The sequence below is a fragment of the Pseudomonas sp. MAFF 730105 genome (assembly GCF_055380705.1).
The window spans coordinates 2,683,783-2,707,674 of sequence record NZ_AP018438.1 but is presented as its reverse complement, the minus strand read 5'-3'; the positions used below and the strand labels follow the sequence as shown (position 1 = coordinate 2,707,674).

Annotated in this window: 16 protein-coding genes and 3 pseudogenes; all 19 read right to left on the bottom strand. The window is 60.2% G+C overall.

Annotated features, from left to right (window positions below):
- Positions 1-110: 110 nt before the first annotated feature.
- Entirely contained in the window at positions 111-2,612 is a 2,502-nt protein-coding gene (locus PCOSP_RS12150; protein WP_464711418.1) for a sensor domain-containing protein, read from the bottom strand.
- A 105-nt stretch (positions 2,613-2,717) separates the two neighbouring features.
- On the bottom strand, positions 2,718-3,779 hold the full coding sequence (locus PCOSP_RS12145; RefSeq protein ID WP_434702671.1) for a protein-glutamate methylesterase/protein-glutamine glutaminase: 1,062 nt from the start codon (positions 3,777-3,779) through the stop codon (positions 2,718-2,720).
- A complete protein-coding gene (locus PCOSP_RS12140) occupies positions 3,776-4,288 on the bottom strand; it encodes a chemotaxis protein CheD (protein ID WP_434702673.1) in 513 nt (170 codons plus the stop codon). The genes PCOSP_RS12145 and PCOSP_RS12140 overlap by 4 nt, the downstream gene beginning before the upstream one ends.
- Positions 4,281-5,087 (bottom strand): CheR family methyltransferase, encoded by an 807-nt coding sequence (locus PCOSP_RS12135; protein WP_434702675.1) that lies wholly within the window; start codon positions 5,085-5,087, stop codon positions 4,281-4,283. Before PCOSP_RS12135 ends, PCOSP_RS12140 begins: the two co-directional genes overlap by 8 nt.
- Before the next feature lie 45 nt (positions 5,088-5,132).
- Positions 5,133-5,996: a methyl-accepting chemotaxis protein gene (locus tag PCOSP_RS12130; RefSeq protein WP_464711924.1), complete on the bottom strand. Its 864-nt coding sequence runs from the start codon at positions 5,994-5,996 to the stop codon at positions 5,133-5,135.
- Positions 5,991-6,131: pseudogene (locus tag PCOSP_RS12125) on the bottom strand (HAMP domain-containing protein); the annotation flags it as partial. The pseudogene PCOSP_RS12125 and the gene PCOSP_RS12130, both read right to left, overlap by 6 nt.
- A gap of 1,051 nt (positions 6,132-7,182) precedes the next feature.
- A complete protein-coding gene (locus tag PCOSP_RS12120; protein WP_464711417.1) occupies positions 7,183-8,112 on the bottom strand; it encodes a chemotaxis protein CheW in 930 nt (309 codons plus the stop codon).
- 4 nt (positions 8,113-8,116) lie between these two features.
- Positions 8,117-8,716 (bottom strand): annotated as a pseudogene (locus PCOSP_RS12115) (methyl-accepting chemotaxis protein); the annotation flags it as partial.
- A gap of 318 nt (positions 8,717-9,034) precedes the next feature.
- Positions 9,035-10,657 (bottom strand): annotated as a pseudogene (locus PCOSP_RS12110) (MCP four helix bundle domain-containing protein); the annotation flags it as partial.
- A 77-nt stretch (positions 10,658-10,734) separates the two neighbouring features.
- Positions 10,735-11,256: a chemotaxis protein CheW gene (locus PCOSP_RS12105; RefSeq protein WP_434702678.1), complete on the bottom strand. Its 522-nt coding sequence runs from the start codon at positions 11,254-11,256 to the stop codon at positions 10,735-10,737.
- Positions 11,257-11,260: 4 nt separating this feature from the next.
- The gene (locus PCOSP_RS12100; RefSeq protein ID WP_464711416.1) at positions 11,261-12,904 is read right to left on the bottom strand and encodes a methyl-accepting chemotaxis protein; all 1,644 of its coding nucleotides are present in this window, start codon (positions 12,902-12,904) and stop codon (positions 11,261-11,263) included.
- Positions 12,905-12,961: 57 nt separating this feature from the next.
- Positions 12,962-15,088, bottom strand: a complete 2,127-nt coding sequence (locus tag PCOSP_RS12095; RefSeq protein ID WP_464711415.1) for a chemotaxis protein CheA — start codon at positions 15,086-15,088, stop codon at positions 12,962-12,964.
- 13 nt (positions 15,089-15,101) lie between these two features.
- Positions 15,102-15,410, bottom strand: a complete 309-nt coding sequence (locus PCOSP_RS12090) for an STAS domain-containing protein (protein ID WP_434702683.1) — start codon at positions 15,408-15,410, stop codon at positions 15,102-15,104.
- 35 nt (positions 15,411-15,445) lie between these two features.
- Positions 15,446-15,814 carry a response regulator gene (locus tag PCOSP_RS12085; protein WP_433861544.1) on the bottom strand — a complete coding sequence of 123 codons (369 nt, stop codon included), beginning with the start codon at positions 15,812-15,814 and terminating at the stop codon, positions 15,446-15,448.
- Positions 15,815-15,825: 11 nt separating this feature from the next.
- Complete coding sequence (locus PCOSP_RS12080) at positions 15,826-16,470, bottom strand: methyl-accepting chemotaxis protein (RefSeq protein WP_464711922.1); 645 nt, start codon at positions 16,468-16,470, stop codon at positions 15,826-15,828.
- 883 nt (positions 16,471-17,353) lie between these two features.
- On the bottom strand, positions 17,354-17,995 hold the full coding sequence (locus PCOSP_RS12075; protein WP_434702685.1) for a response regulator transcription factor: 642 nt from the start codon (positions 17,993-17,995) through the stop codon (positions 17,354-17,356).
- 166 nt (positions 17,996-18,161) lie between these two features.
- The gene (locus PCOSP_RS12070) at positions 18,162-18,791 is read right to left on the bottom strand and encodes a response regulator (RefSeq protein WP_434702687.1); all 630 of its coding nucleotides are present in this window, start codon (positions 18,789-18,791) and stop codon (positions 18,162-18,164) included.
- Entirely contained in the window at positions 18,788-21,667 is a 2,880-nt protein-coding gene (locus tag PCOSP_RS12065) for a PAS domain-containing sensor histidine kinase (RefSeq protein WP_464711413.1), read from the bottom strand. The genes PCOSP_RS12070 and PCOSP_RS12065 overlap by 4 nt, the downstream gene beginning before the upstream one ends.
- Before the next feature lie 244 nt (positions 21,668-21,911).
- Positions 21,912-23,828, bottom strand: coding sequence for a sensor domain-containing diguanylate cyclase (locus tag PCOSP_RS12060; RefSeq protein WP_464711412.1), 1,917 nt, complete (start codon positions 23,826-23,828; stop codon positions 21,912-21,914).
- Between the last annotated feature and the right edge of the window lie 64 nt (positions 23,829-23,892).

Below are 23,892 nucleotides of genomic sequence, written 5' to 3'. Positions count from 1 at the left end.
CAGACTCGATTCCAAAGTGCCACCTATTTGGCCGCAACACTATCGACATCGCCTGATAATCAGGTAGGGGGATGCCTACGCCCTTGGCAAAACGCCGTTGTCTGCGGCACTTAATCGTTCTTCAGGGTCCGCCAATCGCGGTTCGCCGCCGTTAATACCGACAGTTCCTCGAAATCTGCCTGCGGCACGGCTTTGCCATACAACCAACCCTGCGCACTCTGGCAGCCATAACTTTGCAGGAACGCTTGCTGGGAGGTTTCTTCGACGCCTTCGGCTACCAGGGACAAACGCAGGTTGTTGGCCATGGAGATGATCGCCTTGACCAACTCGGCACTGTCACGGTTGTGTTCGATGTCGCGAATGAAGGAGCGGTCGATCTTCAGGGTTTCGATGGGAAAGCGATTCAGGTAACCGAGCGCCGAATAACCGGTACCAAAATCATCGATGGCAATGGAGAAACCCATAAGGTTCAGCTGTTCAAGGGTTTCGCGTACCCCGACGCTACTGTCCAGCAACAAGCCTTCGGTGATTTCCAGCGCCAACCAACCTGGCTCGCAGCCGGTGTTCTGCACGATGGTGCGGATCGAGCCCAGAAGATCGTTCATCTGGAACTGCCGTGGCGACAGGTTGACGGCTATTTTCAGCGCTGGGTCGCGACCGCCACTGTTCAAGACCGCGGCAAAGCGACAGACCCTTTCGAAGACCCACTCGCCAATGCCCACGATCAGCCCGGTTTCCTCGGCAATCGGAATGAACTTGTCCGGTGGTACCTGTCCGTGCTCCGGATGATTCCAGCGCAACAAGGCTTCAGCTCCCGTCAAGCGGCCGCTGGCCAAGTCGATTTGTGGCTGATAGTGCAGCGTCAACTCGCCGTTGCGCTGGGCATTGCGCAAACTGGTTGCCAAGGCCTGACGCTCTACAGTCAGTTGGGTGAAGCGCGGCGAATAGAGCTGCACATTGTTCCTTCCGTGCGCCTTGGCGTGGTACATCGCCGAATCGGCGTACTGCAAGAGTTCGCCGATGTTATTGGCGTCCGCGGGGCTGCGGGCGATGCCAAGGCTACCGGAGACGAAAACCTCCCGGCCCTGGATCCGGTAGATGCCCGTAATGGTTTGCAGGATTCTTTTGCCCAGATTTTCCAGGTCGATGGTATCGGTGAGTTTTGTCAGAATCAGGGCGAACTCGTCACCGCCCAGGCGCGCCACCGTATCATTGCCGCAGACGAAACGTTGCAAGCGCCTGGCGGCTTCACGCAGCAGCTCATCCCCGGCGCCGTGCCCCAGGGTGTCGTTCACCACCTTGAAGTTATCGAGGTCGAGGATCGACACCACAACCTGACCGCCGCTACGCCCCGCCGCGATCAGGGCTTGTTGCAAGCGCTCTTTAAACAGTGCGCGATTGGGCAGTTCGGTCAGGCCATCATAAAAGGCCAGGGAATGCATTCGCTCCCGATAGGCTTTCAGCTCACTGATGTCCTGGACCGTACCCAGTGCTTGCAGGGGTTTGCCGTCGGCAGCGTATTCAATGCTCATTTCGGAGTGCAGATGCAGCTGACGCCCGCTCACTGTTATGCAGTATTCGAGCATCAGGGACGTGGCCCGTTCGGAGGAAGCCTGACAGAGACAATCAAGGATCCGTCCGCGATCCTTGATCACGAGCATGGAAATCAGTTCAGCCTGGCCAGGGCACCAATTGCGCGGTTTGTCGACCATACGACAGAGCTCCGCCGACAGCCGCAGCGTGCCAAGGCGATAATCCAATTGCCAGTGACCCAGGCGCGCCATGGCCTCGGCCTGCTCAAGGCGGCGTTCGGTCGCCTTGAGCGCGGTGATGTCGCGGGCGATGGTCAACACACTGACGACTTGGCCGTGCTGGTCGAACTCAGGCACCGCCTGGACATGCTGGACGATCTGCTCGCCGTTGGCCTTGGTCCAGGTCGCCTCCACTGCGGCGGATTGACCACTCTTCAGCAGACTCAGGATGCCCCGGTGGTAGCGCCCGGTCACCTCGGCTGGCAGAGGAGATCTGTAGGTAATGGGGGTGCCAATGGCTTCGCTCCGTTCAATCCCATAGACCTGCTCGAAGGCGGGATTGATGTAGGCGCGATGGCCTTCACGATCATAGCGAACGATGACATCCGGCGAGTTTTCCACCAGGGTGCGAAAATCCTGCTCCCTGGCCCGAAGCTCCTGCTCGACGCGCCGCAGTTGGCTGATATCGCGGCCCACGGCCAGCACGCCGATGACTTCACCGTCGCCCCCTCGCTCCGGAACGAGGTGTATCTGACTGGTAATCAGGCCGTTGCCCCCCGTCCAAGACAACTCGTGTTCGGCGGGTTGGCCGCTGCGTACCACCTCCAGCAGGGTCGCCTCGTAGGCAAGCATCTCGGGAGTATTGCCAGCATCGCTGGGTTTTTTACCGAGCAGAACCTCAGCGGGCACTCCAACCATACGGGCAAAGGCCGGGTTGGCGTAGGTGCGCATCGCCTGGCGATCATAACGGGCGATACTGTCCGGTGTATTTTCAGCCAGCGTGCGAAACGCCAGGCTGTCGGGCGAGGCCTTGACGTCTTCGGCGTTGGGTTGACTCGCAAGCGCTGATTTTTTATTCATACTCGCCACCTTGGTTTGTCGGTGAGAGAGTCGTTGCGTTTAATCCTTTTGCGCATAGGGCCACCTGGTCGCGGCGCCCGGACTCGTTGGAAAAGAAGGCCATGCTCACGTCCTTCCAGTCGTGCTGGCGAGGATCGCCGCAGGAATATCGCAAAGGGGCAATACGCGCTCCGCCGCCCCCAGCTTGAGCGCTTCCTTGGGCATGCCGAATACCACGCAACTGTCTTCATCCTGGGCCAGGGTCCGGGCGCCGGCCTCGCGCATTTCCTTCAGACCGCGCGCGCCGTCGTCGCCCATGCCGGTCATGATGATGCCCAGCGCATTCCTGCCGGCCGCGCGAGCAGTAGAGCGAAACAACACATCGACCGAGGGGCGGTGCCGGCTGACCGGTGGACCGTCGCGAACCTCCACCTGATACTGGGCGCCGCTGCGTGTGAGCAGCATGTGTCGGCCACCTGGCGCGATCAGCGCGCGCCCGGCCGTGACCCTGTCGCCATCCCGTGCTTCAAGCACCTCAATCTGGCACAGCCGATTCAGCCGTTCAGCGAAGGCTGCGGTGAAACGCTCCGGCATGTGCTGGACAATAAGCAAGCCGGGGCAAACCCTCGGCAGGCGTGTGAGTATCGATTCCAATGCCTGAGTGCCACCGGTAGAGGTGCCGATCGCCACTAGTGTCTCGGTGGTCTGCGGCATGGCTTGGTTGCCGGCCGGCAGGATGGCGTCGGCGGACAGCCTGGCATTGGCCTGGGGTACCAGGCGGCGCAGGTTCGCCCGTGCGGCGCTCTGGATGGCCTGGACCAGTTCGTCGGCGGCGGCGTGAAGAAACTGCTTAAGGCCCACTTGAGGTTTGCCAATCACTCCCACCGCCCCTTCGGCCAATGCCTGCAAGGTTGTCTGGGCACCGGCGGCGGTGAGGGTGGAACAGATCACCACCGGGGTCGGCCGTTCGACCATCAGTTTTTTAAGGAAGGTGATGCCGTCCATGCGTGGCATTTCCACGTCCAGCACGATGACGTCAGGCCACTGGCGTTGCATCTTTTCCAGGGCGAACAGTGGATCGACGGCGACGCCGATCACTTCGATTCCCGGGCGCTCGGTGAGCATGGCTGAGAGCACCTGGCGCACCACGGCCGAGTCATCGACGATCATGACCTTGATGGGTTTCATACGTCACAGTCCTGGCGGGCACCCATGGCGGATGGAATGTGTTTGAGGGACACGTGGCCGCTCCAGAGATCGAAAATCAGGTTGCGATGACCGATGCCTTCCACATGGGCACCCCGGCAGGTCAATCCATGGGCCTGGAGCAATTGCAGGGCCGCGCCGACGTTTTTCTTGCCCACATGAGCGGCCTTTTTTCTGCCCATGGCCGGGAACATGTCACCGCCACCGAACAGTTGGATGCGAAATTCCGTGGCCGACACGCCGTGGCAGCGGGCTTGGCGGAGCATCAGCTCAATGGCTTCGTCGCCATAGCGGCCGTCCAGCTCGTTCATGGACGGCTTGGGCCGCGTCGGTAGCATGAAATGGCACATCCCGCCGATCAACAGCGTTGGATGCCAGAGCACCAGGGATACGCAGGAGCCCAGCAGGGTTCGGATCCGCGTGTAGCGGTCGCCGAAATACAACTCTCCCGGTTGCAGGAAAATTTCGATGATGCCGTCGGGTCTACGCATGGGGCTTCCGATAGATGGACGGCGCGACGACTTTCAGCTCGTCGCAGACCCCGTTCAGACTTTCCGAATGGCTGATGATGAAATAACCACCGGGACTGAGCAGCGGCAGCAGACGCCGCACCACTTGGCGCTTGGTCTCGAGATCGAAATAGATCATCACGTTACGCAGGAAGATCACCTCGAACTCTCCCAACGGGGGCAATGCGGCGTTCAGGTTGATCTGCTGGAAGCTCACGCGGTTGCGCAGGGCTGGATCGATCAGCAGCGTGCCGGCGTGCTCGCCGACGCCCTTGAGGCAATGCTTGACCAGCAGCGGACGGGGAATATCTTCAGCATCGGTGGCGGGATACAGGCCGCTGCGGGCCTTTTCCAGCACCCGTGTACTGAGGTCCGAGGCGAGCAGTTCCCAGGGCCGATTGCCCAAGGCTTCGGCCAGGGTCATGGCGATGCTGTAGGGCTCCTCGCCGGTGGAGCATGCCCCGCTCCAGACCCGTAGCGTGGTGCGCTGCGCCAGCTCCGGCAGGATGCGCTCGCGCAGGAACGCAAAGTGCTTGGGTTCGCGGAAAAAGTAGGTTTCGTTGGTGGTCAACAGGTCCACCGCCACTTGCTGCTCTGCCTGGTCACGCATCAACAGGCGAAAGTAGTCACTGTAGCTCGATAGTGCATGTTGACGGATGCGCTTGGCCAGGCGACCACTGACCAGCGGCTTCTTCGCATCGGACAAGCTGATCCCGGCGATGTCAAAGATCATGCCGCGGTACTGCTGGAACTCCTTATCGGAGAGCACCAGGTTATTCATTGCGTGTAGATCCTTGCAGATGTTTCATGATGCGGCGCCTTTTCCTCAGACAATGAAGTGCTTGACCATGGCATTCAGCTCGCCGGCCAAGTCCGAGAGTTCACGACTGGATGCATGGGTCTGGTTCGCGCTGCTCGACGCTTGCACGGAAACATCGCGAATATTAAGCAGGTTGTTATCGACTTCACGGGCCACGTGGGACTGCTGCTCGGTCGCACTGGCAATGCTCAGGTTGCGCTCGTTGATCTGCACGATCGCCTCTGCGATCAAACCCAACGCCAAGCCCGCCTCGCGGGCAACTTCCAATGTTTTTCTCGTTTTTCCGCTGCTGTCCTGCATGACACTGAGCGCACCTTGGCTGCCTTTTTGCACCGAGTCGATAATGCCCTCGATCTGTTTGGTCGACTCCTGGGTTCTCTGCGCCAAGGCTCGTACCTCGTCCGCTACCACGGCAAAACCGCGCCCACTCTCCCCCGCTCTCGCCGCTTCGATCGCTGCGTTCAACGCCAGCATATTGGTCTGCTCGGCGATACTGCGGATGACGTCAAGCACGGTGGTGATTGCGCCAGTCTGTTTTGCCAGAAATTGCAGGGTATCGGTGGCATGCTCAATATCACCGGTCAACGACTCGATTGATTCCACAGTCCGACCAACACTCCCCTGGCCGTCTAGAGAACGTTGCTCGGCGGACTGGGAAACCTCGGATGCCGAGGCGGCATTGCGCGCTACATCCGCAATCGCGGTGGTCAATTCGTTGACAGCGGTAACCGCTTGATCCAGTTCGCCGTTCTGTCGATTCAAGCCGCGCGTGGCGTCTTGGGTCACTGTACTCAGTTCCCCGGCGGTCAAGGCCAGGCGCTCGGCGGAGCGCACGATGTGTTTGACCGTGCCACGCAGTCCTTCTTGCATGCGATGTAGCGCGTGCAGCAAGCGGGCCGGTTCATCGGTGCCGAAGGCGTCTATTGAATGGCTCAAATCGCCTGCGGTGATGCGCTCGGCCGCCGTCAACGCAACCTCAAGCTGCTTGAGCAGGCGCAGGACCATCGAGGTCGCCAATGCGGTCCCGGCCAGCAACAGCACCAGCAAGCCAGCCGACATCAGGATCACACTGTTCCGTGCACTGTCGCGTCGGGCCTCGAGCGCCTCGGCCAGGACAGCCAGGGCCGGCTGGTTGAAGGTGAACAGCGCGTCGATGGTCCGGGTATAGGCCGCCAGATAATCCGCGGCCGGGTAATGCAGTTCACCCGCGGCAATCAGATGGGTCTCGGTCAGTTTCAGCGTTTGTTCGATTTGCGGACGCAACGTCGCCAGAGGGCCGCTCAATACGGCATTGAATGAAGGGCTGGCGGCATTGACCTTTGCGAAAGCGCGGTTCAGCTTGTCCAAGCTATTCAATGTTTGAGTCGTCAGGCTGCTCAGGGCCGCGCGTTGCTCGGGCTGTATCTGCCTTTGCGCCAAGTGCAAAGCCCCCGTCGCGCTCAACTGTCCGAGCAATTCGCTGGTATGCGGGACTTCAACCAGAGCGCCAGTGATCAAGTAGTAGGTTTCGAAGATCGGGTCCAGCGACAACTCGAAATGATCGAGCAGCGAATCCTCGATTTGAAGACCCGCCATGATCAGTTCGACATGCCGCGTCATGCTTTGGGTACCGTCGAGGGCCGCCAGGGATACCTGGCTCGCCAGCTCACCCCATTGGCGATGCATCTGTTGCAACGAATCCAGGACGGCGGAAGGAACTTGAGCCTCGCGCAGCTCGCGTTCGGTTCGTTCGAACTCGCGCTCCACGTCGGCCTGCTTGCTCAGCCGATCCCCGTTCAGCACACGGTTGCCGCCCAGCACGGCGGATGAAAGGCCGCTGTGTTGCTGCATCGCTCGAATGAGAGCGAGCACCTGCTGAACAGGTTGCGTGCCACGGGACTCTTGTACGGCCTGGCGACTCTGACCCAAGGAACCGAGTACATACAGCGACGTCGGCGCGGCAATCAACCCCAGGCACAACAGGGCCAACAGGGAAAACTTGCCGGATAAAGACAGACGTTCTAAAAGGTTCATGGGTGGACTCTCGGCGCGTTGTCAGGAACTTGTAGGTGAGCACTCATGTCGGCAAGCACTCTTGAACCGTCGGTTGGGCCATCGGGCGCGGCAGCGCGAAACCGTTTGCCGAAAGTCCTCGCTCGACATGCAGCAGACTGACCCTGTGGTGACTGACGGTGGCCGTGCCGAGAATAAAGTCGTTGCGGCCCTTGCTGTCGCTGATCACGGGCGGCTCGATTTCAGTCGGTGAAATTTCCAGCACCTTATCCACCCCGTCCACTACCACGCCAATCCTTTGCATATGATCGTCACGAGGCAGTTCGAGGATGACAACACAGGTGCCCCAGCCCATTTCCAAGGGGCGCCCGGTGAGGTACAGGCTCAGGTCAATCACCGGCACCAAGGTATTGCGCAACCTGATCGCCCGGCGCAACGTCGAGGTCGTGGGCAGTTTGGTGACGAGTTGACTGGCCTCGACGATGGCCTGGATATTCAGCGTGCTTATCGCGAACAGCTCGCCGCCCACCGTCAGCGAGAGGTAATGGTTGCTGGGGGTTGGGCTGTCGGCAGCCAACGCCAGGTCGATTTCGGTACGCGTCAGATCCTGCTTTTTTTCAAGCATATGGGCGGTAAGCTCGGTCAGCAGGTGCATCTTGGCGGCGAGCCTGGCCAGGTTCTGGTCATGGGTGGCGCCAGGTGTCGCGTCCGGTAGCGCCGGCGAAGCGCTTTCTTCACCCCCGGCCCGCCCGGCCTTGAAGGCGCCGGGCACGGAATCGCGAAAAACCGATGCGATAGCGTTGAGCTGCTCGATCGACTGACGCAAATCATTCAACCTGAGGGGCTCAACCCCGGCATCCGGCTCGACGGGAGCGCTTGGCCGGGTATCGATGCGTCTCTGGTGGATCATCCAGCCAACCAGCATCACAAGACCGGGCACGATGGCCAACAGCAACCAGAACGACAAACCGCCTCCAGAGATCAATGAACCCATGACATCACTCCTGGAACCGCACGAAGCCTGTCGGCGCCGCCCTGTCCGTCTTACCACGGCTGATCGAGGGGTGGGCGGCGCCGATGGCGGAGCGTTGCCCGGCAGGGGTACTGACGGGTTCCTGGGCGTTATGCCCGGCCAGGGTGAAGAACCGCATCAGTTGCTGCAACTGCTCGGCCTGGCTGCTCATTTCTTCGGCGGTAGAGGCCAGTTCCTCGGAGGACGAGGCATTCTGCTGGGTGATCTGGTTGAGCTGGTTCATCGCGGTGTTGATCTGGTTGACACCAGTGGACTGCTCTTCGGAAGCCGCGGCGATTTCCTGGACCAGGTCGCTGGTCTTGGCGATCCCCGGGACGATCTGGTCCAGCAGGCTGCCGGCGCGTTCGGCCAGGGCCACGCTGCCCTTCGCCACTTCGCCGATTTCCTGGGCCGCGACCTGGCTGCGCTCAGCCAGTTTGCGTACTTCGGCCGCCACCACGGCAAACCCCTTGCCGTGTTCACCGGCACGGGCGGCCTCGATGGCGGCGTTGAGGGCCAATAAATTGGTCTGGTAGGCGATGTCGTCGATGATGCCGATCTTGTCGGCGATGCTTTTCATCGCGGCGACTGTCTGCTTGACCGCCTCGCCGCCTTCGACCGCTTGCTTGGCGGCGCTTCCGGCCATGCCGTCAGTGACCCGGGCATTTTCGCTGTTCTGTTCGATGGAGGCGGACATCTGCTCCACCGACGCCGAGGTCTGCTCGACGCTGGCGGCCTGCTCGGTCGCCGCCTGGCTCATGGAAAGGGAGGTAGAACTGATTTCGTCACTGGCTGAAGCAATATTCCCGGTCGCGCCGTTAACTTCGCCAATGATGTTGGAAAGCTTGGCAATCGTATTATTGACCGCGCTCTTGAGTGCCTCGAACGTCCCTTGGTATTGCTTATCGATGCCCTGGGTCAGATCGCCCTGCTCCAGGCCACTGAGGACGCGCAACACATCCTTGAGCGCATTGTCCGCCGTACCGACGATCTGGTTCATGCCTTCTGCCACCAGCTTGTAGAAACCCTCTTTGTCTTCGCTGGCGACACGCCCCGAGAAATCCCCCGCGGCCGCGGCTGCTACCACTTGGACGATTTCCTGTTCGGCGCCGACTTCCAAGGTACGGTCGATCCATTCCAATACCGTGCCCAGGCGCTCGCCGTCGGGGTTATAGATAGGGCTGGCACTAAGCCTGAACACCATATCGCCCACCGGCACCTGAGCGACATGAGTGCCGCGCAGGTTGCTCAGCAAGTTGCGCTGGTGGCTGGGGTTCTTATGAAAAATGTCAAAGTTCGCGCCAATGATCTTGTCCGCGCTGAACTGCGGCAGCGCCTTGCGCATGTTGGCCTCGGAGCGACGCATCAAGGCCTCGGTAGACCGGTTCATGTAGCGGATGATGCCGTCGTTATCCGCCATCATGACGTTGACAGAGGCGTTATCCAGGGTGGTCTTCAGGTTGGTGGCAATAGCGGCGGCGGCAGCGGCATCTTTCAACTGCTGGCGTGTGGTCTCGATGGCGGCATTAATGAAAGCCTTTTTGCCGGGCAGCTGTTCCATCGGTGCATCCAGGTTGCCGTCACCCAGTTCCTTGACGCACAACATGGCTTTTTTCTTTGCCCCGATGTGACCTTGCACCATGGTGTTGACGCCTTCGGCCATGGTTTTGTAGGCACCCTGGAATTTGCTCGTGTCGACGATCACGTCGATGTCGCCCTTGTCATGCTCCACGGACATGCGATTCATCTCGACGATCAACATCTGCAAGCCGGCGGACACACGCTGCAGGGCCGTATTGAGCTGGCCGGTCTCATCACGGCGTGCGGTGGCGACAGTTGTGTTCAGATCGCCCGCCGCGAGGCGGTTGGTCGCATCAATGACCTCCCTCAATGGCCGGCTGATGGAGCGGGTGATGAAGAAGGCGATCAGCCCACCCAGCAAAATAGCCGTGGCCAATACGACGAGCATCAACCGGACACCGATGCTGTAGTTATGGGCCGATTGACTGACGGCCTCCTCGGCTTGCCGCTGCTGGTAAGCCACCATGGTGTTGAGGGCGGCGAACAGGCTTTCCTGCTGCTCTGCCATCTCCCCCATCAGGAGATTGGCCGCGTCTTGGTTGCGATTATCGGTAGCCAGTCGCAACACCTCATCCATCATCGGAACAATTTTCTGGAAACGGGCGCGGATATCGGTCGAAATCTGCTGGGATTCGTCCCTGGAAACGCCAAGCTCCATCTCGCCGAGTACCTTGTCAAAGGCGGCGCGTGCCACCCGCAGCCGTTCGATTTCCGTGCGAGTACGCTCCGAATCAGTGATCAGAATGCTGTTGCGGCTGGTCCGCGCGATGATGTTCATCTCGTTACGCAGCGTGGCGACCTGAATAATGCGGGCCATGCGCAGACTGGCGACTTCGTCGAGGTCGGCCTTGATGTCCTGCATGCGCGCGATGCCCATATAGGCGAGCATGGCGGTAAGGACCAACACTGCGGCGAAACCAAGGGCCAGGCGAACGCCGACCCGCATATTCTTGAACATGGCATTTCCACTTGTTTGAATTGTCAGGAGCGCTCACAAGCGCCATGGCTTCTTTTTGCTTCGTCTTACTCGCCGGCTGCCGTCTGCGCGACCTCGGTCAGCGCGGCGAGTTCGTCCACCGAAAGCACTCGGCCGATGTCCAGGAGGATGACGAAACGGCCACCGACCTTGCCCATGCCCAGGATGAAATCGGTGCGGATATGCGCGCCGAAGGCCGGCGGCGGCTCAATGTCCGCCGGGGCAATCTCCAGTACTTCGTTCACCGCATCCACCAGCACGCCGATCACTTGTTGGCCCTCGGTGTGATCCACCTCCAGGATGACAATGCAGGTGCGCCGACCGACTTGCGTCAGGCGGCCGCCGAAGCGCGCGCCAAGGTCGATGACCGGCACCACCGCGCCGCGCAGGTTGATCACGCCACGGATGCTGGGGGGCATCATCGGCACGGCGGTAAGCTGGCCGTATTCGATGATTTCCTTGACGCTGAGCGTACCCACGGCGAACGGTTCGCCGCCGAGGGTAAACGTCAGGTATTGCCTCACTTGCGGCGCACTGTCGGGGCTCTGCACGTTGATCGATTGGCTCATGGGATTACTCCTGGAAACGCACGAAGCCGGCCGGCACCGCGCCGCGAGTCCCCGCCACCCGAGCAGGGACCGGCAGCGTCGCGACAGCCCTGGATCGGCTCGACGGGCCAGCGGATGGCACGCCTCGATCCGTCTCACCAGGGCCGGTCAGGGTGAAGAAGCCCATCAGTTGTTGCAGCTGCTCAGCCTGGCCACTCATTTCTTCGGCAGTGGCGGCCAGTTCTTCGGACGCCGACGCGTTCTGCTGGGTGATCTGGTTAAGCTGGTTCATCGCGGTGTTGATCTGGCCAACGCCGGAGGACTGCTCCTCGGACGCCGCCGAAATCTCCTGGATCAGGTCGCTGGTCTTGCTGATGCCAGGGACGATCTCGTCCAACAAGCTGCCGGCGCGTTCGGCCAGGGCCACGCTGCCCTTGGCCACTTCGCCAATTTCCTGGGCCGCGACCTGGCTGCGCTCGGCCAGCTTGCGCACCTCGGCCGCCACCACGGCAAACCCCTTGCCGTGTTCGCCGGCGCGGGCGGCCTCGATGGCGGCGTTGAGGGCCAGCAAATTGGTCTGGTAGGCGATGTCGTCGATGATGCCGATCTTGTCGGCGATGCTCTTCATCGCGGCGACGGTGTCCTTCACTGCCCCGCCACCTTCGACGGCCTGCTTGGCGGCACTGCCGGCCATGCCCTCGGTGACCCGGGCGTTTTCGGTGTTCTGCTCGATGGACGCCGACATCTGCTCGATCGAGGCCGAGGTCTGCTCGACGCTGGCGGCCTGCTCGCCTGTGGCCTGGCTCATCGATTGCGCGGTGCTAGACACTTCTTCCGAAGCGCTGCTCAAGGCATTGGCCGAACTGCGCACCTCGCCAATGATCTGCGAAAGCTTCGCCACCATGCCCTGCAGGGCACCTTTGAGCTGGCCTATCTCATCGCGGCTTTCGACTTCGATGCTGACGCTCAGGTCACCTTGGGCCAGGCGATTGGCAACCTGCACCGAATCGTTGAGTGGGCGGGTAATCGCCCGGGTAATCAGGACCGCGCTCAGCCCACCCAACAGAGTGGCAACACCCAGCAGGATGAAGGACAGCAAGCGAATCCGGTCATACTCGGCCTGCTCTTGTTTGTCGTTATCCGCGAAGGAGGCTTCCTGCAACTCAATCATGTCGTTGAGCTGCTTGGCGTATTGCCCCTGAAATTGCTCCAGATCGCCATAGAGCAGCGCCATGGCCTGATCGGCCTGGTTGGTTGCCCCCAGCTCGACCGCGCGATTAAGCGCCTGACCGTAATTGTCTCGAACGGTCTTCAGGCTCTTGAACAGGCTTATCTCGTCGGGCTCATTGAGCAGCTTCTCCAGGGCTTCCATCCGTGCATCCTGCTCCTGGCGGATGACCTGCATTTTTTTTTGCAACCGTTTCATTTCTTGTTCGTCGCTTTTGAGAATCAGGTCCCGAATCACAATGTTGGTGTCGCCCAGCCCGCTGTCGATATCGTTACTGATCTGCACTTTCGGATAGGCGTTATCGGTGATGTCGCTAACGATCAGGTGCACATTTGAAAGACCGCCGATGCTCATGATGACCAGTGCAAGCATCAACAACAGCACGAGCGCATACCCTGAGCCGATCTTCGTGCCGACCTTCATGTTGGAAAACGTATTCATGTTCGAATCTTCTTTATCTGTCGAAAAGTTAAGGATGCAGGCATAGGAAAATGGCTGTCAGTTGTCGACATTCGCGGGCTGCCGGGTGCCGACGATCTGCTTGATCAGGCCGCTGACATCCAGGATCAAGGCGACCTCCCCGCTGCCCAGGATGGTGAAACCACCGACCCCGCCGACCCGACCGAAGACCTTGCCCAGCGGTTTGATCACGGTCTGGAATTCACCCAGCAGGCGATCCACCACCAGGCCGGCCCGTTGCCCGGCGAACTGCACCACCACCACGTTTTCCCGGCGCGATGCAGTGCCTTCGATGTCGAACAGCTCGCGCAGACGAATGAACGGCAGTACCTCGCCACGCAGGTTGAGATAGTCACGGCCCTCGTTGGCGGGCAGCTCGATGCATTCCACCACCATGTCCTGGGGAATCACGTAGCTGGCACTGCCGATGCCCACCATGAAGCCGTCGATGATAGCCAGGGTCAGTGGCAGGCGGATGCGCAAGGTCGTACCTTGGCCCTCGACGCTGTTCAACTCGACGCTGCCGCGCAGGGCGGTGATGTTGCGCTTGACCACATCCATGCCGACGCCGCGACCGGAGAGGTTGCTGACCTGCTCGGCAGTCGAAAACCCCGGCTCGAAGATCAAGTTGAAAATATCCTGGTCGCTGAGGTTCTGCCCCTCGCTGACCAGACCTCGCTCGATGGCCTTGCCCAGGATCCTTGCCTTGTTCAAGCCACCGCCGTCATCGGCGACCTCGATGACGATGCTGCCAGCGTCATGAAAGGCATTCAGGCGCAGCCGTCCCTGGGCCGGCTTGCCCTGGGCCCGGCGTCCTTCGGCGGATTCGATGCCATGGTCCATGGCGTTGCGCACCAGGTGAGTGAGCGGGTCGCCGATGCGCTCCACCACGGTTTTGTCCAGTTCGGTCTCACCGCCACTGATGTCCAGCAGGATGTCTTTGCCCAGTTCCTTGGCAACGTCGCGCACCACACGCTGGAAACGGTTGAAGGTGGAGCCGATCTGCACCATGCGCAGGGTCAATGCCGAGTCGCGGACTTCTTCCACCAGGCGTGCGAGGACCGCCGTGGCCTCCACCAGTTCACTGGCGCCGGCGTTGCGAGCGGCGAGATTGGCACCGGCGCCGGCGATGATCAGTTCACCGACCAGATTGATCAATTGATCGAGCTTGCCCGCATCGACACGAATCAGGCTGTTTTCTGCTTGGCGAACGTCTTTGACGGGCGACTTTTTCAGTGCTGCCTCGGGTTCCTGCGCGGGAATGATCGGCGGGTCAATGGCTGACGGATCGATGGACGAACCGCTCGACGCAGCGTCCGGCGCCAAGGACGTCTGAGTACCGCAGCGTATAAGGAAAATCTCCCCCATACGCAGGCTCTCCGGGGGCAGCGCCTGGATCATCTGCCGGTATTCATCGGTATTGCTGTGGGGTGCCAGGATGTGTATCTGGCTGTCTTCACGGATGAACTCGAACACGCCTTCAATGGTGGCCTGGTCGGCACTGCTGTGAAAACCGATCTCGAAGCCCAGGTAGCAGCTTTCCGGGTCCATCTCTGCCCCCGCCGGCAGGCTGTCGCTGAGGGTCACGATGTTGCAGATATGCCCCAGGGTGGACAGATAGCGAATGAACGCCAACGGGTCCATACCGTTGCGCAGCAGGTCGCGGCCCAGGCGCAAGGAAATATGCCAGTGGTGAATCTGCGATGAATCGCCGCTGTATTCGGCGTCTGGCTCGGCTTCGACGGGCTGCGTGGTGTGTGCCACCGGCTCGGGGGTTTCGCCCAACAGCCCGCGCAACAAGTTGAGCAGGTGGGCACCGTTTTGCTGCACGGACGGCTCCGGCAGCTTGTGGTCGGCGACCAGTTTCACCAGCACGCCGATGTGATCGCAGACCCGCAGGAACAACGCCGTCAACGCCTCATCGAAGTGCAACTGCTTCTCGCGAACCCGATCCAGGACGCTTTCGGCCACATGAGTGAAGGCCACGATGTCGTCCAGACCGAACAGGCCGGCCGACCCCTTGATCGTATGGGCGGCACGAAAAATGGCATTGATGGTGTCATCGTCGTCCGGGGCCAGTTCGATATGCAGCAGGGCATCTTCCATTTGCTGCAGCAACTCGAGGCTCTCGACGATGAAGGTCTGTTGTGCGTCATCCAGGTTCATGGTCGTGGCCTTTTCATGAATGGTTCAGTTGCGGCAGGATCGGGTCGGCGAAGAAATCGGCCATGTCGCACAATCGGAACACCTCCACTACCGCTGAACTGTGGTGGCTCAACTGCAACTGCCGGCCGCGAGCGATCAAGGCTTTCTTGGCCATGATCAGCAGTTGCAGCCCGGCGGTATCGAGTTCCTGCACCGCTTCCAGATCCAGCTCCACGTTGCCTCCCTGGCCGATCACCTCATCGAGGCGCCTTTTCCATTCGGCGGCGGTGTAGATGCTCAGCTCGCCGTCGATGGCGATGCGTTGAGGGGCGTGGGTGTTCATAAGCGTCTATCCGATTGAAATAAAAAGGCCGGTGTCTACGGCAGGACAAGCTTGGAGACGGCCGTGAGCATCTGTGCCGGCTGGAAGGGCTTGACCACCCAAGCCTTTGCCCCGGCCGCCTGGCCTTCCTGCTTCTTGGCGTCGCTGACTTCGGTGGTGAGCATGATCACCGGCGTGAACTTGTAGGCCGGCAGCTGCTTGGCCGCACGGACGAAAGAGAGGCCGTCCATGTTCGGCATGTTGACGTCGCTGATGATCAGGTGCAGCTTGCGACCGTCGAGCTTGCTCAAGGCGTCCTTGCCGTCACAGGCCTCGACAGTCTCGTAGCCGGCGCTTTTCAGGGCGATGCTGACGACCTGGCGCAGGGACGCGGAGTCATCGACGATCATGATGGTTTTGGCCATGGGGAAGGCTCCTAGAAGAAGGTGATTTCGGATTCGCTGGAGGAGGCGCCTCGGGCGCCGCCTTGATGGACGTCATGCAGCTCGGGCATGGTGTAGGTACTCGCCAGTTGCTGGAGCCAGGCATCGGCATCGAGCGTGGCGACGTTGCCCCGCTCGCCCTCGGCAAGGCTGTGGTGCAGTTTTTCCAGGTCATCGCGAACCAGGCCCAGCACTTGGCTGACCCGGTCCTGGAACTGCAAGCCCACCAGTACTTGAGAAATTTCCTGGCCGACAGACTGGCTTTGCTCGCGCAACGTGTGGGAGGAGTCCAGGAGCGTGGTGGTGGCGCCGCGGAAACGCCGGATGACCTGCTCGATCACCTGACCGGAATGGGTCACCGTGGCTTCGTCCTGTTCGGCATACTCGCGAGAGATCGCCAGGGTCTTGGCAATGGCCGCATTCACGGTGTTCACGGTCTCGCCGATGCGCCTGCCGGTTTCGCCGGAAAGACTGGAGAGCTTGCGGATTTCATCCGCCACCACGGCAAAGCCACGCCCCACCTCACCGGCACGGGCGGCCTCGATGGCCGCGTTCAGGGCAACCAGGTTGGTCTGCTTGGCGATATTGCCGACGTCCTGGGCCATCGTCTGCAATTGCTCGGTGAGGTTGGAAAGCACCATCACTTCATCGAGCAGCAACGCCTTGGTCGCCAGGGCGGCCCGCAGCGAGGCGACGATAGCGTCCAGTTCGTGCTGGCTGGTGCCCAGCAACGCCACCAATCCGCCGTCCGCCGAGCGTCCGTCCTGCGTGGTCGAAACGGCACGCTCCACACACTGGGAGATATCGGCGAAACGCACCGCCAGCGCGGTGATGGCCTCTTCGGTGTGGCTGCGGGCGACTTCGATCTGGCCTACCCATACCGGCAGCACCCCGCGGCATACCGGTTCCAGGCCGCAGCGGCAGGTGGACGGGTTATTACCGCCCCCGCTCGCTTGCAGGTTGGCGTCGGCCGTTTGTTGAGTCTGGCGCTGGGCACGGTCGCGAGCGTGGTAATGCAACGCAGCCGCTGCGCCGGGTATCAGGAGCAACGCCGCAAGCCCCGCCGATTGAAGGTCCAACCCTCCAGCGCCCAGGACACAGGCAGTCCCCAGCAGGGCCAGGGCTAGCAACGCCACGGGCGCCCCTGCCGAAGTCGGGCGTGGGTGGGTAATCGTTACGCTCAAGGTGAATTCTCCATCCGGCCACCGGCCCCGTCAGGTAGAGCTCTGTACGGGCAAACCCAGTGCCGAAAAACTAGAAGCAAAATGACATCACCTAATGATGCGGGTCGTAGCCAATGGCCGACATCGGGTTGTGCTGGTTTTCAGGTAGGCGTTCGGGCGGATGGGGTAGGCGCTGCCTTACCCACGGAAAATGTCGCCTACAACACGTGATCGTGCAGCGACGAGCGTCATGATCGGTCGACCATTGGCTGGGTGGGTTTGGCTGAAGGGCGGGATGGGCTGCCGCGAGCCCGGATTGCGTCCGATAATCAGGTACGGTGCTCAAAGAGCGCTGCCGTCATTCGATGAGCTGCTGCATCACGGCGTAGCGGATGATTTCCACGCTACTGGAAAACCCCATCTTGTCCATCAGCCGAGCCTTGTGAGTGCTCACGGTTTTACTGCTGATGGTCAACATCTCGGCGATTTGGGTCACGCTGCTGCCGCCGGCAAACAGGCGCAGCACCTCAAGCTCACGCTCGGTGAGCACGCCATGATAGGGATGTTGTCCCGGCCCCGGGTTACCAAGCGCTATGCGCTCGGCGATGTGAGGGTCGAGAAAACGTGCGCCGGATGCCACGCGACGAATAGCACCCAATAGCGTCTCGAGGGAACACACCTTGCAGAGGTACCCGTTAGCACCGGCCCTGATAGTCTGCAAGGCGACCTCAGGTTCGTCGTGCAGGCTCAACACCAGTATTTTCTGGTCCGGGTACTGGGCGCGAATGTGCGAAATCATCTCTATGCCGCTGAGTCCCGGCATATTCATATCAAGCAACAGCAGATCAATATCGCCCTGTTGTAGCCTGTCCAACGCCGTGGCACCGCTGTCGGCTTCAGCCATCACTTGCACATCGTGGGCGAAAACGAACATCTGCTTCAGCCCTTCGCGCATGATGGCGTGGTCATCAGCAATCAACAGGCGGATGGATTTGGACATGGTTGTGAGTGCATTGGCTGGGCTACCGGAAAGGACAGACGTATGGCCTGATCGGTAGCGAGCGTGGCATGCCGTGATCGGATCGCCTACACGCCTTAGGTCGTATTGCACGCGCCAAAGCGTGCCCGACGCTTGCTCATGTCCTGCTGGCGTGGACATGGGCCGGTCAGAGCAATTGCTTGCTCATCGCATAACGCACAATATCGGCCGTACTGAGAAACCCCATCTTTTCCATCAAGCGCGCCTTATGCGTGCTGACAGTCTTGTGGCTAATGATCAGCTCCGCCGCAATGCTTGAGACACTCAGGCCTCGGGCGAGCAATCGCAACACTTGGAGTTCCCGGTCGGTCAGCGCGTCATGTTCATTGCTGGGGCCCAGGCCTGAGGCGGCAAAGGCCATTTGCTCGGCCAGTCCGGCATCGATGTAGCGCCCTCCGGCCGCGACGCGACGTATGGCCGCGAGAAGGGTCTCGGGGTCGCGGTCCTTGGTCAGATAACCTGAGGCTCCCGAGCGGAGCGCACGCTGGGCGATCTGCACTTCATTGTGCATGCTCAACACCAGGATCGGCAGTTGCGGATAATGGGCACGTATTCGGGCGACCAAATCATCGCCACAGATGCCCGGCATGCTCATGTCCAGTAGCAACAGGTCGATACCGCCTTGGCGCAGCCGCTCGAGCAGCAAGACGCCATTTTCCGCCTCAGCCACCACGCGCAGGTCCGCGGCCAACGCGAAGAGCTGTTTCAAGCCTTCGCGCATGATGGCGTGATCGTCGGCGATCATTAATTTGATCATATGTCCTCCGGGTCTATCTGTAAGGGAATATTGACCTGCACACAGGCTCCCTGCCCCGGGGCGCTGCTTATGGTAACCGTTCCGCCCAGCATGTGTCCGCGCTCATGCATGCCGAGCATCCCAAGTGTGCCCTTGCGCAATTGCGCTGGATCGAAGCCCTTGCCATTGTCGGAGACTTCGATCACGACGTGTTCGGCGAGGCACTCCAAGCGAATGTTCACTTGACTCGCCTGGGCGTGGCGGGAAACGTTGGTCAACGATTCCTGTATGAGGCGAAAGATGGCGGTGGCACGCTCGTCATCAAGCTCCAATCTAGCCGTTGGCGCCTTGAGCCGACAGGCGATGCCTGTATTGCTCGAGAACTCGGAAACCAGCCATTCGAGTGCCGAGGTCAGGCCCATGTCGAGAGCCGAGGGACGCAAGGCGGTGGCCACGTTGCGAACCACCTGAATGGTTTCATCGACGCGCCCCATCAATATCTGGACCCGTTCCACCAACAACGGTTGATCATTGCCGAACTGCAGACGCAACAGCGAAATGCCAATGCGTAGCGCGCTGAGCTGCTGACCCAGTTCGTCGTGAATTTCCCGGGCAATGCGCTTGCGCTCTTCTTCGCGCGTGGACTCCCGGTGACTGGACAGCTGGCGCAACTGCGCGTGGGATTCCTTGAGGCGCTGCTCGGCTGCACGCATGGCGCTGACGTTGCGTCCAACGCTCAGAATACTCACCAGCGCCCCATATCGATCCCGTTCAGGCACCAGGCGGACCTGATAGCTGGAGACTTCTTGGCCCCGCCTGATCGGGACACTGATCGATAATTCCTCCTCGGTCACATCACGCGTATCAACGAGTTGTCCAACCGCATGGTGGAAGAAGCGTGCGACATCCGAATCCGGCGATACCTCACAGGCATTTTTGCCAAGTAGAAAATCCAACGGATGGCCAAGTAAATCTCTCGCCGCGGGATTGGCATACAAGAAGCGGCACCGCAGATCGAAACGAGCGATGATATCGGGCGTGTTTTCCACCAAGGCGCGGAACTCTTGCTCACGGGTATGCAGAAGTCGTTCGGCGTGTTTACGCTCGGTGATGTCGCGAGCGATACCGACAATCCTCTGCACATGCCCATCGGCACCAATCACAGGAATCAACGTGGTGTGGAACGTGAGGCGCCCGGCCGGCAAATCCAGCTCATGTTCCTCGTCGAGTGGGACACGGCCTTCCACGCAGCGCCGGTACTCGGCGATGACCGCCGCCGCAGCGTGTGCCGGCAATGTCTGCTCCACGGTTCGGCCGATCAGTTCTGTGCGTCCCTGGCCTATCGCTCGCTCAAAGGCTGGATTGAGTTCAATGTAGCGCAAGCCCTCGTCGGTCAAGTCCAAGAGGAACAGCGGATCCATGGAGTTATCGAAGATGTCCCGATAGCGCTGTTCACTCTCGAGCAGCAGCGTCTCGGCGCGCTCCCGCTCCTTGGCAATGGCAACCAGGCGGCTGGCTTGGCGAGTACGCTCTTGCACTTTGAGTTCGAGACGTTCATGGGCGTCCTGGATCCGCTCGGCCATTTTGCCAAAGGCGCGGGCCAGTTCACCGATTTCATCGACGGACTGGGTGGGTAATTGTTCAGAGCAAAGACGCTCTTTACCCACGCCGAGCTGCCGTGTCGCCTGGACCAACCGGAACAGCGGATGGGCCACCTGTTTTTGCAGGATGGAGCGCAGGATCAGGATTTCCACCAATAAGGTCAGTAGCCCGAGAATCACTACGATAGCCAGGTTATCCAGAATGGCCGGTACCATCAGTGTCCGTGGATAATGAATCGCGAGTACCCAGGGCGTATCGGGAATCCGGCCCATCGCGACAATGTCATCAGGCGTCTGGACTATCCGCGCATGGCCCGGCGCCAAGTCGGGAACGGCTTCTAGCAATGGATAGTGCTGGACCATCTGGAGCGACTGGATAGAAGCCATGCCCGCGCTGCTTTTGACCTGTTCCATGACGGTAGGGTGGTAAATCAGCGTACCTTCGTTGTCGTCGATAAACAGTGTGCTATAGGCACCCTGCATGGCGGGCTTGGCTGTACGCTCCATCAGCGCGTCGAGCAGCACATCGACACAGGCCAGAATAGCGTGCTTACCGGAAACATCGGCCACATCGGGCGTGGCGATGGTAGTCATCCAGGCATTGTTGGAAAAATCCCAGTACATCCGGGTGAACAGCGTCTCATGGCCCGAAGTGCCGAAACCGCGTTGATAGAACTCGTACGTTTCGAGCTTGAGAGCCTCAGGTCCCGAGTAGGTAAACACCTTGGCGATGTCGGCGTCCTGGTAAATGGGAAAGCCTTTTTCCGGCACCACGCCATAGAAGTTGAACAGTCGGCCCTCGGTGCTGGAGCCGTACTTGTGGGACAGCAGATACGACAGGGCAAATCGCGCCTTGATGTCGTCATTGGGTACGATATCGGGCGCATAGGTCGCCGACATCCGGGCGAACTGGCGTCCATCGGCCAGGGGCTGGCCTTCGAACAGATTCGGACGCTGGGTATAGGAACCATCCTCGTGGCGGTAGAAAATCTGCTGGAAATCCTCTACCAGCCTGGCCTCCATGCCGGGACGGGACAGGATCTCCTTGAACTCTTTGAGAAAGTTACGCTGCAGATCCTTGATCTCCCGAAACGGCAAGGATTCGCGGTGCAAGGATTGCTCGGTGGACAACAGCAATTGCCAGGTCACGTCCTGTTCGATCGTGGTGGAGTTGACGTAATAGGAAATCGCCCCGCCGCCCAGCGACACCAGACCAATGCGCACAATGGCAAGACGCAAGGCACGGGTCGTGAGGGAATGCTTGGGGGAAACACCCTCGGAGTTCTCTGGCACCATCTATCGATTTCCTCTGCCGCCATCTCCCGACGGCGGCGTCCGATCTGCGTGAAACCTGTTATCGATCAGCGCAGGTGCGCATAGGGTACGGGAGCGACCGGCAAGGCAGGTCGCATGGCCAAGGGTCGAAGGTGTAATGGCACCTTAAATTCATAGCACCTCCCACCCTTGCCCGCCATCGCCTATGCATTCAGCGCGCACCACGAATCCTTTATGGCAACGGACATCCTCGATTTCGAACACATCACAAAGTCTCTGCCAGCACTACCTGATTGCGCCCCCGAGCCTTGGCGCTGTAAAGAGCCTCGTCGGCTTGCTTGAGCAAATCGCCCACTGCCCCTTCCTGGGTAAAGGGCATGATCGCCAGACCTATACTCACGGTGACCACGCCAAAGGGTGACATTGCATGGGGCAGCGCCAGGCTTTCCATCGCCAGGCAAACGGCCTGAGCATGGTCCAGCGCCCTGCCCACTCCGGTGGTAGTGATAAGCACAAATTCCTCGCCGCCGTAGCGCGCCGCCAAATCACCCGCCCGCAGGGCATGGTCTTTTAGGGTGCGAGCAACGCTTCGCAAACAATCGTCACCGGCCTGGTGTCCATAATGGTCGTTGTATCGCTTGAAATGATCGACATCGATTAGCATCAGTGACAAGACAGTGTCCGCCCGCAAACCACGACGCCATTCACTGATCAGTGCTTCATCGAAGCGCCGCCGATTGGCGATACCGGTCAAACCGTCGATAGTGCTTAGCTCATACAACTGCCGATTGGCTTCTTCGAGCTCGGCGGTACGGTCCTGCACCTTGAGTTCCAGATGTGCCTGGGCGTCCTGGACTCGCTCGGCCATTTTGGCGAAGGCGCGGGCCAGTTCACCGATCTCGTCGGGAGACCGTGTGGGAAGCCGCTCAAGATAGGGACGCTCGTTGCCCACACCGAGCCGGCGCGTCGCCTGGATCAAGCGAAACAGCGGGATGGCGACCTGTTTTTGCAGGATCGAGCGCAGGATGAACACCTCCACCAACAGCGTCAGCAACCCCAGGACCACCACGATGACCAGGTTGTCGAAAATGGCCGGGCTCATCAGCGACCGAGGGTAGTGCACGGCGAGCACCCAGGGTGTCCCGGGAATCAAACCCATTGCGACAATGTTGTCCTGTGTCTGGACGATCTGCGCCTGACCAGGGGGCAGAACGGAAGCAACTTCGAGCAGCGGGTAGTCTTGAGTCAGCTTGAGCGAGCGGATCGACGCCTCCCCCGCGCTGCTTTTGACTTGCTCCATGGTGCTGGGATGGTAGATCAGCGTGCCCTCCCCGTCGGCGATGAACAGTGAGCTATACGCCCCCTGCATGGCGGGTTTGGCAATCCGGTTCATCAACTGGTCGAGCAGCACATCGACACACGCCAGAATCTGGTGTTTTCCAGAGGAATCTGCCACATCGGCGGTGGCAATGGTGGTCATCCAGGCATTGTTGGAAAAGTCCCAATACATGCGGGTAAACAGCGTGTCGTTGCTGGGCGTACCAAAGCCGCGCGCATAAAACTCATAGGTTTCAAGCTTGAGGGCTTCCGGGCCCGAGTAGGTGAATACCTTGGCGATATCGGCGTCCTGATAGATGGGAAAGCCCTTTTCCGGCACCACACCATAGAAATTGAACAGCCGGCCCTTGGTGCTGGACCCGTACTTGTGGGACAGCAGATACGATAGGGCAAATCGTGCCTTGATGCCGTCATCGGGTGCGACATCGGGGGCATAAGTCGCTGACATCCTGGCAAACCGGCGTCCGTCGGCCAGCGGTTGACCTTCGAACAGCTGCGGGCGCTGGGTATAAGAACCGTCCTCGTGGCGATAGAAAATCTGTTGGAAATCGTCAACCAGCGTGGCCTTCATGCCGGGTCGGGCCAGGGTTTCGGCGAACTCGTTGAGAAAGTTCTGCTGCAGGTCCTTGATTTCCTGAAACGGCAAGGACTCACGTTGCAAGGACTGCTCAGTAGACAGCAGCAATTGCCCTGTCACTTCCCGCTCGATCGAGGTGGAATTGACATAATACGAAATCGCCCCCGCACTCAGCGAAACCAGACCGATGCGCAATATGGCAAGGCGCAGGGCACGCCTGGTCAACGAATGCTTAGCGGATACGCCACTGGGGTTTTCTCGTACCATCTATCGATTTCCTTTACCACCCTCTCCCGACGGCGGCGGTTGACAGCATGAAGTCTGTGACCGA

Excerpts from the sequence above, each read along its gene's own strand:
- PCOSP_RS12130 (WP_464711924.1), bottom strand. The coding sequence starts at position 5,996 with ATGCAAGAAGGACTGCGTGGCACGGTCAAACACATCGTGCGCTCCGCC.
- PCOSP_RS12090 (WP_434702683.1), bottom strand. The coding sequence starts at position 15,410 with ATGAACACCCACGCCCCTCAACGCATCGCCATCGACGGCGAGCTGAGC.
- PCOSP_RS12140 (WP_434702673.1), bottom strand. The coding sequence starts at position 4,288 with ATGCGTAGACCCGACGGCATCATCGAAATTTTCCTGCAACCGGGAGAG.
- PCOSP_RS12070 (WP_434702687.1), bottom strand. The coding sequence starts at position 18,791 with ATGATCAAATTAATGATCGCCGACGATCACGCCATCATGCGCGAAGGC.
- PCOSP_RS12135 (WP_434702675.1), bottom strand. The coding sequence starts at position 5,087 with ATGAATAACCTGGTGCTCTCCGATAAGGAGTTCCAGCAGTACCGCGGC.
- PCOSP_RS12150 (WP_464711418.1), bottom strand. The coding sequence starts at position 2,612 with ATGAATAAAAAATCAGCGCTTGCGAGTCAACCCAACGCCGAAGACGTC.
- PCOSP_RS12105 (WP_434702678.1), bottom strand. The coding sequence starts at position 11,256 with ATGAGCCAATCGATCAACGTGCAGAGCCCCGACAGTGCGCCGCAAGTG.
- PCOSP_RS12095 (WP_464711415.1), bottom strand. The coding sequence starts at position 15,088 with ATGAACCTGGATGACGCACAACAGACCTTCATCGTCGAGAGCCTCGAG.
- PCOSP_RS12145 (WP_434702671.1), bottom strand. The coding sequence starts at position 3,779 with ATGAAACCCATCAAGGTCATGATCGTCGATGACTCGGCCGTGGTGCGC.
- PCOSP_RS12085 (WP_433861544.1), bottom strand. The coding sequence starts at position 15,814 with ATGGCCAAAACCATCATGATCGTCGATGACTCCGCGTCCCTGCGCCAG.
- PCOSP_RS12120 (WP_464711417.1), bottom strand. The coding sequence starts at position 8,112 with ATGGGTTCATTGATCTCTGGAGGCGGTTTGTCGTTCTGGTTGCTGTTG.
- PCOSP_RS12075 (WP_434702685.1), bottom strand. The coding sequence starts at position 17,995 with ATGTCCAAATCCATCCGCCTGTTGATTGCTGATGACCACGCCATCATG.
- PCOSP_RS12065 (WP_464711413.1), bottom strand. The coding sequence starts at position 21,667 with ATGGTGCCAGAGAACTCCGAGGGTGTTTCCCCCAAGCATTCCCTCACG.
- PCOSP_RS12100 (WP_464711416.1), bottom strand. The coding sequence starts at position 12,904 with ATGAATACGTTTTCCAACATGAAGGTCGGCACGAAGATCGGCTCAGGG.
- PCOSP_RS12060 (WP_464711412.1), bottom strand. The coding sequence starts at position 23,828 with ATGGTACGAGAAAACCCCAGTGGCGTATCCGCTAAGCATTCGTTGACC.